The sequence below is a fragment of the Paenibacillus sp. cl130 genome, from assembly GCF_900116035.1.
Classification (GTDB): domain Bacteria; phylum Bacillota; class Bacilli; order Paenibacillales; family Paenibacillaceae; genus Paenibacillus; species Paenibacillus polymyxa_B.
The window spans coordinates 1-11,964 of sequence record NZ_FOYG01000007.1 but is presented as its reverse complement, the minus strand read 5'-3'; the positions used below and the strand labels follow the sequence as shown (position 1 = coordinate 11,964).

The 11,964-nt window shown below is 38.9% G+C and carries 11 protein-coding genes; 10 read left to right on the top strand and 1 reads right to left on the bottom strand.

The annotated features are described in order from the left end of the window. The first annotated feature begins 89 nt into the window (after nucleotides 1–89). The 7 genes from BM358_RS18615 (at nucleotide 90) to BM358_RS18585 (ending at nucleotide 8,510) form a co-directional block, all read left to right on the top strand. Nucleotides 90–2,477 (top strand): polyprenyl synthetase family protein, encoded by a 2,388-nt coding sequence (locus tag BM358_RS18615; protein ID WP_028542317.1) that lies wholly within the window; start codon nucleotides 90–92, stop codon nucleotides 2,475–2,477. A gap of 146 nt (nucleotides 2,478–2,623) precedes the next feature. Continuing rightward, on the top strand, nucleotides 2,624–3,163 hold the full coding sequence (locus tag BM358_RS18610) for a CueP family metal-binding protein (RefSeq protein WP_028542318.1): 540 nt from the start codon (nucleotides 2,624–2,626) through the stop codon (nucleotides 3,161–3,163). Between the two features lie 284 nt (nucleotides 3,164–3,447). Further along, nucleotides 3,448–5,511 (top strand): methyl-accepting chemotaxis protein, encoded by a 2,064-nt coding sequence (locus BM358_RS18605; protein WP_028542319.1) that lies wholly within the window; start codon nucleotides 3,448–3,450, stop codon nucleotides 5,509–5,511. A 158-nt stretch (nucleotides 5,512–5,669) separates the two neighbouring features. Continuing rightward, the gene (locus BM358_RS18600; RefSeq protein ID WP_028542320.1) at nucleotides 5,670–6,050 is read left to right on the top strand and encodes an immunity 22 family protein; all 381 of its coding nucleotides are present in this window, start codon (nucleotides 5,670–5,672) and stop codon (nucleotides 6,048–6,050) included. A gap of 361 nt (nucleotides 6,051–6,411) precedes the next feature. Beyond that, complete coding sequence (locus tag BM358_RS26950) at nucleotides 6,412–6,540, top strand: tyrosine-type recombinase/integrase (protein WP_231517242.1); 129 nt, start codon at nucleotides 6,412–6,414, stop codon at nucleotides 6,538–6,540. Between the two features lie 221 nt (nucleotides 6,541–6,761). Next, nucleotides 6,762–7,757 carry a hypothetical protein gene (locus BM358_RS18590; protein WP_028542321.1) on the top strand — a complete coding sequence of 332 codons (996 nt, stop codon included), beginning with the start codon at nucleotides 6,762–6,764 and terminating at the stop codon, nucleotides 7,755–7,757. 171 nt (nucleotides 7,758–7,928) lie between these two features. After that, nucleotides 7,929–8,510, top strand: coding sequence for a hypothetical protein (locus BM358_RS18585; RefSeq protein WP_143109567.1), 582 nt, complete (start codon nucleotides 7,929–7,931; stop codon nucleotides 8,508–8,510). A gap of 157 nt (nucleotides 8,511–8,667) precedes the next feature. On the opposite strand, the gene BM358_RS18580 is transcribed toward BM358_RS18585, so the two are convergent. Beyond that, nucleotides 8,668–8,955 carry a hypothetical protein gene (locus BM358_RS18580; RefSeq protein WP_028542323.1) on the bottom strand — a complete coding sequence of 96 codons (288 nt, stop codon included), beginning with the start codon at nucleotides 8,953–8,955 and terminating at the stop codon, nucleotides 8,668–8,670. 171 nt (nucleotides 8,956–9,126) lie between these two features. On the opposite strand from BM358_RS18580, the gene BM358_RS18575 reads away from it, so the two are divergent. The 3 genes from BM358_RS18575 (at nucleotide 9,127) to BM358_RS18565 (ending at nucleotide 11,687) form a co-directional block, all read left to right on the top strand. Continuing rightward, nucleotides 9,127–9,330, top strand: coding sequence for a helix-turn-helix domain-containing protein (locus BM358_RS18575; protein ID WP_010345194.1), 204 nt, complete (start codon nucleotides 9,127–9,129; stop codon nucleotides 9,328–9,330). 197 nt (nucleotides 9,331–9,527) lie between these two features. Beyond that, entirely contained in the window at nucleotides 9,528–10,343 is an 816-nt protein-coding gene (locus BM358_RS18570) for a hypothetical protein (RefSeq protein WP_028542324.1), read from the top strand. 189 nt (nucleotides 10,344–10,532) lie between these two features. After that, the gene (locus BM358_RS18565; RefSeq protein ID WP_049828473.1) at nucleotides 10,533–11,687 is read left to right on the top strand and encodes a hypothetical protein; all 1,155 of its coding nucleotides are present in this window, start codon (nucleotides 10,533–10,535) and stop codon (nucleotides 11,685–11,687) included. Nucleotides 11,688–11,964 lie beyond the last annotated feature (277 nt).

Here is an 11,964-nt window from a genome sequence, read left to right as displayed (position 1 = left end):
TTTTTTCCGTATAAAGATAAAAACATGATCCAAGTTCGTTCCCTCAGGGAGAAATGCAACCATGTTTAACAAAATGAGAAGTTGAGGTAATGCATTATATGAATGAAAAATTACAAGCCAATACAGGATATCAGCTGGCTGAGCGGAAGGCGATTCAGTATTTTGCATTACTGTATGATCAGGTCTTAGACAAATCTTATGTGACCACCCTGACAGAAGACGTTCAAAAGTGGAAAAAAAATCATATTCATCATTCCTCATGGTTATCCTTTTTTTCACGGAGAAAGAGAAAACCTGATACTCGGGACTATAATAGATACATTCAATGGCTGAATTATACAGGCAAATTGGATGATTATCTGGACCGAAGTGTCTCCTATATTTATATGAGGGACCTAGGCAAAGCTCTGAATTCTCCTGACACACATACCCGGATTCAGCGTGTCATTGCAGACGTAAAAAAACACTTGATCCAATCCACCAGTGCAAACGGGGGAGACCAACCGGAATTTATGAATTTGGCCGGGGTGTATCGGTGGGCCCAGAGGGAAGGTATAGAAACCGCGATAATTTGGGTGATCAACAAACTTAGGTCTGTATCCTCCCATATTCCCATGGAGATGGATGCCGAGCAAGCCCAGCGCAAACTGATTAAGATCATTATCGGGGTTATTCTGCATGTGATGGAAGAAATGGACGATACAGTGTTGCCTGTGGAACGTGCTCGCAGACTTGATGAAGCCATCAGGCTTGGGTACTCCTATGGTCTAACCTATCCTTTCATTGATGATCTTCTCGATTCCCAGGTTTTGACGGTTGAAGAAAAAGAACAATATTCCCGTATGATACGTACCGCGCTTCTTAGTGGATCTGTGCCTGAGTTGGGCGATTGGACCGGAAATCATATGGAGTTGATTCAATACATACATTCGGAGCTCTCGGATGCATTTGAGTATATTAAGGAACATCAGCGGCCAGACACACAGCAAACCTTTTTCGAGCAGTCCTATGTTTTTTTTCATGCTCAAGATATTGACCGTGTTAAGGACCTAACGCGAGTTACTTATACCAATGAAGAGCTTTATATACCCGTTATTTTGAAGTCCTCTTCGTCCCGATTGATTGTCCGTTCCGTGATTAGTGTTCCTGCGGATGAGGGTTTTGAGCAACGAACATTCTTTTATGGCATCTATAACCAGCTTGCTGATGATTTTGCGGATATGGTTGACGATATGAGAGACGGTGCGGTAACACCCTATACCTACTATTTAAAATATCATCATCAGAGATCGGATTTGATCAATCCCTTTGAATTATACTGGGCGGTTATTTCCTATTTGATCCATAATGTATATGACTCCGATGCCATGGCTCGTGAGGTGATACTGGATCGGGCAATGAATGGACTCAAACGTTATAAAGAACGTGTAGGTATTGAAAAGTATGACGAAACGATGGAGATCTTTGCATCCGGAAATCCGGAATTTAATAATCTTATTCAGAAGATGGTACAAAAAGCGGATGATGTAGATTTCTTAGATAAGCTGCTTCGGGACCAGATGATTACCCATCTGAAAAACGATGCGAGGGAAAAAGAAGACTTTTTCAATACGGTCAAAATGGTCCGTGAGCAGATTAACAACCAATTGAAAATTACCAAGCCACAAGGGATTCCGGCCATGAAAGAACAGCTTATTGAGGCTGCAAATTACAGTCTCGAAGGGGACGGGAAGCGGATACGGCCTATATTGACTTGGGTCATGGGCGTGAACGAATATGGATTAGATGCATCGGCAATCGTGCCTCTTCTGAGGTCACTGGAATATATGCATACCGCATCCCTGATCTTTGATGATCTTCCTTCCCAGGATAATGCGTCTACCCGTAGAGGGCGTCAAACCTTGCATCAGGTGCACAATAGCGCCACTGCGGAACTAACCGGTCTGTATCTGATCCAGAAGGCGATTGGGGAACAATCGTCACTTGACCAGTTCAATGCTGAAACGGTGCTTGCTTTGATACAATACTCGGCCCGTAAGGCAGAGGATATGTGTATGGGTCAGGCGATGGATCTGGATTCCAAAGGAAAGGCACTGACCTTGGAGCAGCTGAATATGGTGTGCTTTTACAAAACAGGGGTGGCGTTTGAGGCTTGTCTGGTTATGCCAGCCATGCTTGCACAGGTCAAGGAGTCGGAAATTGCTGCTTTGAAGAACTTCGCCTATCATATGGGGATTGCTTTTCAGATTAAAGATGATTTGCTGGATGTGGAAGGAGATATGCTCGTACTCGGAAAACCTGTTGGCCAAGATTCTGATAATAACAATTCGAATTTCGTGTCCATCCTCGGTATTGAAGGTGCCAGTAAAGAGATGTGGGAACACTATTGCCTCGCGATGGAAGCATTGGAAGAAATCCCACGTAATATTGCTTTTCTGAAGCACTTAATACATTATGTCGTGAACAGGGACCGTTAAAAACGAGTGTACCCCAATGCTCCACAAGAGTAATGGGGTATTTTTACGTTGAATGTGAATATCTGGTGACTTCAGCACCCCATTTTGCCCATTATGGTGCATTCTCCCTTATAATAATACAAAACAGACGAGGAGATGAACTCCAGATGAAAAAAGGAATCTTGGTCGCTTCAGGGTTGGTTATTGCCGCATTGGGGACATACCTAATTGCAGGAAATATTCAGAAAGAAGGGGCAGAAAACCACGAGACCACAGACATCAAGCAATTGGTGCATGATATCAGTGCAGGCAAGGCAACACCCCAGTCCGCTTCCATTAATTCCAGTCAGTTGATTGTCACAGGGGACGATACTCAGACCATGAATTATGATTTGCCTGACAACGAGTTTTTTGTTTCGATTGCGCCATATGTGGAACAGACCCACCCTTGTGCAACTCATAGTCTAACGGGCTGCCAAGGCGAAATAAAAAACGGAGCGTTCAATGTGACCGTTCACGACTCCGAAGGGAATGTCATCATGGAGAATGCCGCCATAAAATCACAATCCAATGGTTTTATTGATCTATGGCTACCGAGGGATAAAACATACCGTATTAGCGTGAATCATGAAGGTAAAACGGCTGAAACTGAATTCTCTACATATGAGAAAAACGATACGTGTATCACAACGATGCAGTTGGGTTAACGACGGAGGATGAGGGTTGAGCTTACGGATCGCTGAAACGCTCTAAATCCGCAAAACCCTGCGTTCTCATATATAGCTTTTAGTAAAGAGCCTACGTCTGACGGAGGCTCTTTGTGCTGTCCTAATCTTTTGCTGGAGTTACCGAACAGGTTGGGAGGGAATCTATGAGGAATCAGATAGCGAAACTTTAAATTGTGTATACTAAAAACCTATTAAAATAGCTGCAAACTTCCGACATATTATCTAAGAGCTTTTCGCTCAATATTCCTCGGGGAGATGGCAGCATGTCACAAAATATTAAGAAGCGCGTATTCAGATCATCCAGCATCGCCAACACATTGGCCATGGTCTTGTTAGTCATTATCGTTGTCGTCTTTGCAACCTTGGGGACGTTCATGTTTGCAAGCACGCAAAGCATACTTGTCAAGCAGCAAGAGGCCATGCTCCAAACCAAGACGCAGGCCGTTGTCACTCAATTTGATGCGTTGTTTAAGGAAAAGGGATCACTTGTCAAACAAATGTCAACGAACAATCTTTTTAAGCAATATTTAGAAACCACCCCATCGGCAGAAATGGTGAAAACTTCTCCTTATGCTGCGGAAACAGTAGCGACTCTGGCAGCCATTGTAAAGGCAGAGCCATCTTTTGCCGACGCCTGGATTGCAGGAATATCTGGTAAAGGCTTCTTTCTTCAGAATGATGGTGTTGCTTCTAAACCGGATTTTGATATCCATACACGCCCATACTTCAAGCCAGCTGTTGAAGCAGACGGTTTATACTACTCAGAACCCTATAAGGACGTCAATTCGGGTAATGTGCTCATGGGCATTTTCTATCCGATTAAAGATAGCAGTAACCAATTAATCGGATTTGCTGCAGTTGATATTGCTTTCAAAGACATCCCTGCCGTTATGCAAAGCTATTCGCTTGGAAGCACAGGTTATTCGATTCTTGCGTCCAAAACAGGTGATATTTTGTATCACCCCGATCAAAATAAAGTGCTGAAAGAAAAGATTAACGAAAGCACAGGTGACCTTGGGGAGATTGGAAAGAAAATGATTGCCGGCGAGTCCGGAGTACAGCTAATTAATGATAATGGGGAACCTCGTTATATTGGGTATGCAACCAGTAAAGATACGGGGTGGTCTGTAGGCTTAACCATTTCTGAAGAAGAGGTGCTCACAGAATTAAAAACCTTTACCTGGCTTACCATTGGCGGCTTTGCCGCAGCCACCATCCTGCTCGTTGTGATTTGTTATATAACGCTCCGTTATCTGTTGAGATCAATCCCGAAATTGCTTGCAAAAATCAAGCTGATTGAAAATGGAGATTTGACCGTTCAGTTTGATACGCAATCCAACAATGAAATCGGGCAAATTTCTCAAGGAATTTACAATATGGTTCAAAAAATTCAAGGCATGCTCCAAATGGTGGGCGGCTCAGCTCAAGTCTTGAATCAGTCTTCTCATGATTTGCAATCCATTTCTTCCAGAACCGCGATCACTATGAACGATACTGCGACAGCAATTAATGAGATTGCCAATGCAACGAACTACCAATCCATCGAAACGGATAACATTTTACAAAAAACCGGAGCATTATCCGGCCAAATTGACGAAATTGCCAATGATGCCAGAGCCATCGAAACGATGGTACAAATCTCTGTTGAGCAAAGCGGACAGGGGCTTGCGGTAGTAGATCAGTTATCCAGATGGGCGGAAGAAAATCACAATTCCACACAAGCGATGTCGTCTATTATTCAGGAGATTGATCTGAGCCGTCATGAGATTTCCAGCATCGTGGATACGGTCAACCAAATTGCAACGCAGACCAACCTGCTGGCGCTCAATGCTTCTATTGAAGCTGCACGTGCAGGAGAACAGGGCAAAGGGTTTGCTGTGGTTGCCGGGGAGGTTCGCAAGCTGGCTGAGCAGACTGCACTGGCGACACAGGAAATCTACAAGAAGGTCCGTGTCATCGAAGAAAAAACCAGTGTATCAGTTGAGCATACGGTTCACGGTCTGAAAATTGCAGAAGAAAACGCGAGATCGGTGGAGGACACGAAGCAAGTATTCTTTAGCATTAACAAGGATTTGGAAGATTTGAAATTGCGAATGATCCAGATCAGCACGAACACTTCCAAAGTCCACAAGCACAAAGATGAGATTTTACAGGCGCTGGAGATCATCTCTTCTACCACAGAAGAGAATTCCGCTTCAACCGAAGAGGTCAGCGCCAGCACGCAGGAACAATTGGAGAGCTTCGAACAGGTTGCTGAACTATCCAAACAATTAAATCAATTGTCCAATAAGCTGCAAGACGAATTAAAGCAGTTTAAGGTTGAGTAGCAAGTCTACTAGGCATGATTTTGACTTATATACAGCAAAGCCCGCGATCAGCGCGGGCTTTTTAGCTTTAACAGCTGTTGTGGGATAGAGAGCATGGTAGCTGGTGCGGGATACAGATAGACTATACGTATAAACTGAAATATTAGCGGGGTGAAGATATGGATTGCTTTGAAAAAAATGTTGTGTCCGTCTGGTACGGTCACTTTGCCTCTGAAGATGAGTTGTTTGAATATGTTGAGATCAAATACCCGGAAGATGAGAATGAGGATGTTTTTAGCGGTTTTTTAAATGATCATGAAATAGATGATTTTGACGAAGATTTTGCTGAAGGAGTCTTTCAGGTTGACGGGACCGATGATGGTATAAAAGATGTTTCCTATGTTGATTCTTTTTTATCTCCACTATTACATGATTTGAGTAAAATAGATGGTAAATATAATTCGTTGTTCTTTATATATGATTGTAATACAAGCGGTTTGCTTGAAAAAAGCGGCGAGAAACTATGCTTTTTAGCCGCGTATCCTTATACAAGAGATTAACGTTACATTATTCCACTGTTTTCGGAGTCTTATTTCAAGTAATTATATAATGAAAATTGAACTTAAAGGATCAATAATTTGATCCGAAAGAATCAGGGACTTAAGGTAAATTTCCATCTTAAGGCCCTTTTTTTGTGCAAAATTAGATTTCCAAATTTTTGAACGGCTGATATACTAAGGAGACAAGTGAGATGAAGATAAACCTACTCTATCGGGATGAAGCAGGAAGGTTCGGCAAACGCTGCTCTCCAAAGTGGCCTTTGCGGTGGCCGAGCAGTACATAAGGGTTGGACAGCTAGAAGACTGACTATTTCCAGGGCAGAGAGAAGGCTGCCACCTGACGGAACGTTCAGCGCAGAAAGTGTTTGAAAAAGCGCTGGTTGAAGCGGACATTCGCAAACAGGTGAGTATCCATTCGCTAAGGCATTGCTTTGCGACCCACTTACTGGAGAATAGGATCGATCTTCACTATATATTCAGGAACTGCTAGGGCATCAGAGTGTGCGAACGAGGAGCGGTATACACATGTGAGCAGACGGGACATTGGGGGGAATCAAAGTCCGTTGGACCGGATGAGCGGGCTGGAGGATAGAAACGCAGAAAGTGCGAGAATAAGGGGAAAAGTGCAGGATTCATAAAGTTCGTAAATAGGACGTTATATGACATAACCCGAATAATTAGAAGTTCTATTACTCTTGTGGGGGAATTTACATGAAGCTAAAAGATTTAATTGATGAGTTCATTCAAGCAAAGCAAAATGAACAATCAAGGAATGTCGTTGGATATTATAAGGATTTAGGTGTATTTCATGATTTTCTTGAAAGTAAAGATGTAACAGAAAAAAATATTAACGAATATTTAAGGGGAATTTCAACTGATATAATAATTGATTGTATTAATTATTATATCACGAAGAACAACGTAACATCTGTGTCAACTGTTCAGAGGTTTGTTTCAGCGGTAAAGGAATTTTTTGTATACATAATGACTGTAGGGCATGTTAAGAATGAGCCTCTGTTAAAGGCTATTGGTTTACCTGCGCATAAAATTGATTCATTTAGGTATTCAATAAATAAAGCAGTTTCTGATCACCCAATCCTTAAAGAATCTGGGAAGTCAAGCCGATTCACTGAAGAAGAGATTATAGATTTAATTAATGAATGTAATAGCGTCATACAGGATGTATCAAGGTATGCAGAATCTGATTCGATTAGTTTTAATAAACTATTGTCTGCAATAATTTATAAGTTAACTATATTTACTGGAATTGCATATAGAGAAATTATTGATTTACCTAGAACCTCGTATAAAGAGAATATTGGGATAATAACAATTAACGAATTTTCTATACATCTTCCAGAGCAACTTGTAGGACAACTTAATGAATATATTTATATACGTGACAGTAAGTCAATTTCCACGAAATTATTAATACAATTTGATGGGAGCGATTTACCAGAAAAAACAAGCTCAAGAGTAACTTTATTGAAGGAAATAACAGGGAGAGGTGGACTTACAGGAATTATAAAATATGCAATTACCGAGATGCTTAAGATTGATGTGAATCCTAAAGTAATTATGAATTTTACAGGAGTAAAAGACAAAATTATTGAGCACTGCATTGAAACCATATATTCAGAGTCACTAGGAACAAGTAGGTATCTAGATTCAAAGATTAGAAGTTTGAAGATTTATGAAATAATATAGCATGCTTTCGAGGAAGTGGCCTATACCATATAACATAATTTTCAAGCTGCGGCTCCTAATGGAGCCTTGGTCTACAAGATGGATTTCGGGGAGGGATTTCAGCAGACAACCCCTTTGGGGTTCATGAATACGAGAATGTTATACGAAATTCTTGTAAAAGGAGACAAACAATTGAACTATCACTTAAAACGATCTATTTATTCCTTTATATCTAAGATTATTCTAATGATTATAGTTTCATATTTGGGAAAAACTTTTTTTCCTGATGTATCAAAATTTATGTTTTCATTTTATTTTTGGTTAATTTATTCGATCATAATAATTGGTATATGTTATAAGGATTATAAAGAAATTATTGAGTTTTCTAGACACATGAACTTGATTTATAAAACTAAAAAAGAAAAATTATCTTATGCAAGGTTAGAGATGTATGCAGTGTGGTCAGGGACTTTTGTTGAAATAACTAAAACAAAATTAGATCTGTTAAAAACGTTCTCACCCATACCCATTATAATATTTATCTTAGGTCTTTATACAAATAATAACTCCAGCATTAATAACAAAATCAATCTTTTTTCGACAGAATTGTTACTTGGTGACTTGTTAATGTATCTGGGTATCGGTATCCCAGTATTTTACGTTTACTATATTTATTCAACATTTTCAGCCTATAAAAAACACTTGAGAACAATGATGGATTATAAGGCTGAAGCAATTGTTGCGAACGAGGAAACTAAGGAGGTCAGTAAATAATTCAGTGACGACAAGTACTCCGCATAACATTCCATTCACGCACCGTTAATATGTTCCTTGATCTGCCGAAAAATCGTGGCAGATAACTCCTGACGGAGTTCGTGAATGGGCAAAACTTTATATGACAGAATCAAAATGAAAAAGAGCCTGAAGGCTCTCAATCTAAAGATATATGTAATTCGTTATGCAGATGAAGAGCGTCCTTAAAACCTTGCAAATAAATTTCACGTTCTAAAATAGCTTGAACAGAAAGCTCAGCATCATCGTAAAGGAATAGGATCTTCTGTATATTCTCCGGTACTCCTTCATGTAACTGCTTGAAGTAGAGATTCCGTTCGGATGAGAACTGGTTGTAGCTGGAGTTGTTTTTGATAAGCTCGCCATATAAAGATTCAATTCGAGTCTGAATCAGTGAATCAAGTAAGACTTCCAAAGAATTATGCATTCTGAACACCATCCAATTCATTTGACTTTATGAATTAAAGTTTAACTTATTAAATATAATTTTAACATGTAAAACAATTAAGTCAATACATGTTGAAGATGTTTTTGATAAAGAAAATATACTTTCATATAATTAAAGAAAAATTCACTTGATGTGTGAAAGGAATATCAGATGATTAGTTATAAACCTTTTCAAAAATTATTGATCGACAGGGAGATTAAGAAGCAGGATTTATTGAAAATGACAGGTATTTCGTCTGCTACAATGGCGAAACTCAATACGAACGAATATGTGTCATTAGAAGTGATTGATAAATTATGTGCGGCTTTAGGTTGTCAGCCAGGAGATTTATTGGAACATATAGCAGAACAATGACTGATTATAATCAAGAATGACTGTTGGTTAATCGAAGAAGTGATTCCGTCATATAACATAGTATTCAAGCAGCGGCTCCTTTCGGAGCCTTGGTCTGCGAGAAGGATTTCAGGGAAGCATTTCAGCAGACAACCCTTCGGGGTTCATGAATACAGGAACGTTAGGTGAAATCATCGTGAAAGGAAAAGGTGAAGATATTGTCAGACAATAATATTAATACACGAATAATGGATTGGTTAAATTCTCAGGGCTATCCATTAGAGATGAGTGTGGCAGAAGTTTTACTGAACTTAAAATTTAATGTTATTCAATCGGAGTATTTTATTGATGATGAGTCAACTCAACAAAGAGAGATAGATATAGTTGCAAGTCTTCAAAAAGAGATTGGTAATAAACTTGTTAGAATAAGCCTGATAATTGAATGCAAAGTATCGAAAGATAAACCATGGATAATATTTACCTCAGAGAATACAAGATTAGCTCCTCCAGCTAGAATAGCTCAAAGAGCTGGCTCAAGAATTGGAAATATTGTATTGAGAAACTTAGCACATAAAAAAGAAATTCAAGACCTTAATCTATTTAGCTTACCAGAACGCCCCGGTTATGGACTTACACAAGCTTTTACAAACGGGAATGATGTTGCATATAATTCATGTGTTTCGGTTTCTAAAGCAACTAGAGCTATATCAAAAAGTGTAGATTCAAGAAAGAATGATAGATATGTAAGTATCTGTTTGCCTGTAATAGTGATCGACGGTAAACTATTTGAAACTTATTTAAATGAAAGTAATGAGATGTCTGTAATTGAGGTTTCTAAAGGAGTTATGGTATGGAGAAACCCAATTGTTGGGATGCCGCATACTGTAATAAACGTGATTACTAAGGAAGCAATAGATGAGTATTTTTCAAGTGTAAAAACAGACATTATTAAGATCATCGATTTTATAACAAACGATCCATCAATAATTTCTAATGAACCTCAGGTAACTCTTAGAACCGATGACATCACCTAACATTACATTCCTACAACGTCGCGTCCTCGGTCGCCAAGAGGGATTTCGGAGAAGTTAATTCTGGCGACACATTCAATCGGCTAAGTCTAACGACCCGTTCCCTATGGTCACTTAAGCCGCTTGAACGTCAGGAATGTGCGAACGTTAGATGAAACATCTGTAAACCTAAAGGATAGTGAGGTTGATCTTTTGAATTATACCATTTTTTATTCTTGGCAATCTGATTTACCCAATAATACAAATCGCTCCTTTATTGAAGATGTGATCAAAAAGGCAATAAAAAGAAGTAAAAACACTGGATATTCGATTTATTTCGATTATGACCGAGATACTCTCGGTGTAACTGGTTCTCCGGACATTAGTGAAACAATATTTAATAAAATCGATAAGACAGATATTTTTATATGTGACGTATCAATAATTAATCAAGACTACGGTGGCAGAAAGACACCTAATCCTAATGTGTTATTAGAATTAGGTTATGCAGCGAAGGTATTAGGATGGGAAAAAATAATATGTCTCTTTAATAAGAAATTTGGAAATGTACGAGATGTTCCATTTGATCTAAATCACAAGCGTATATTATTTTACGACTCAGATGAATTAGATGAAAAAGAGAGAGTATCAAAAATAATTTATCAAAGTATTTCTGAAATACATTCAAAGGGCATATTGTTTAATCCCATAAAGGATCACATTAAAGGAAAAATAGATTTCTGTTTGCTTGAAATACTAAAGCATATGACTTCATTCGTGTTTGGGACTGTTTCAATGTCTGAATCATTAGCTAGAGTGACTGAACTTCTAAATTTAACCGAATCAACATTAAATGAGAAGCTACAAGAAGATAAAGAGATACTTGGTTTCTTTGTATATAATAATCTGAATGATGTAAGTGAAAAGTTAGATGATCTTTACACTGTGATTACTACCTCCAATACTTATCCAGTTGAATGGGCTATAACAATTTTAAAATTTAGAGATTGGATAAGGAGTTATAGGTGGAGCATTTCACCGAGGAGTAACTTGAATATATTTCAAGACGTTAAGAAAATAGATGATAAGTATGATGTGATTTCCGCATCTAAAATGAACTCTTTAAACCCAATTAATTCATATATTCTTGCAAAGAAAGATGCTGAGGGAAAGTTTAGGGTAGTCAACAAAGCGATAATAAACATTGGTCAGAAAGAACCTCTTTTATCTTTTCATAATATAAATTTCGATTCGAGGAATAAACTTTCGAAACGAATTTGGGATGTTATAACAATCAGTAATGAGTGGCTAGATAAGAATGGTAGTGAGATTGTCTTGGATCCTGATTACTATCATATTGGAGGTTAATGAGAGTAGATTCAAAGATGTCAGATGCATCATCTAACAACATATCTACGCTGCAGGCGTTGCCCTTGGTTCGCAAGAAGTAATAGTGCTGGGAAGTTGAATCAGCTCACAACCCTGCGAGGCTAAGTCCGTCGGACCCGGCGCGATGCGCCTTAAGCCTCTCGGGTTCGTAGATACAGGAACGTTAGGTGAAATATTCGAAGTGCGTTGAAAAGCATTTATAACCTTATTAACTTAAAGGAGATAGAAATGGAGAATTGCGAATACTGCAATATTA

What these genes read in the sequence shown, in the direction of transcription:
- BM358_RS18615 (WP_028542317.1), top strand. Translation starts at nt 90, where the DNA reads ATGCATTATATGAATGAAAAATTACAAGCCAATACAGGATATCAGCTG.
- BM358_RS18610 (WP_028542318.1), top strand. Translation starts at nt 2,624, where the DNA reads ATGAAAAAAGGAATCTTGGTCGCTTCAGGGTTGGTTATTGCCGCATTG.
- BM358_RS18605 (WP_028542319.1), top strand. Translation starts at nt 3,448, where the DNA reads ATGTCACAAAATATTAAGAAGCGCGTATTCAGATCATCCAGCATCGCC.
- BM358_RS18600 (WP_028542320.1), top strand. Translation starts at nt 5,670, where the DNA reads ATGGATTGCTTTGAAAAAAATGTTGTGTCCGTCTGGTACGGTCACTTT.
- BM358_RS18590 (WP_028542321.1), top strand. Translation starts at nt 6,762, where the DNA reads ATGAAGCTAAAAGATTTAATTGATGAGTTCATTCAAGCAAAGCAAAAT.
- BM358_RS18580 (WP_028542323.1), bottom strand. Translation starts at nt 8,955, where the DNA reads ATGCATAATTCTTTGGAAGTCTTACTTGATTCACTGATTCAGACTCGA.
- BM358_RS18575 (WP_010345194.1), top strand. Translation starts at nt 9,127, where the DNA reads ATGATTAGTTATAAACCTTTTCAAAAATTATTGATCGACAGGGAGATT.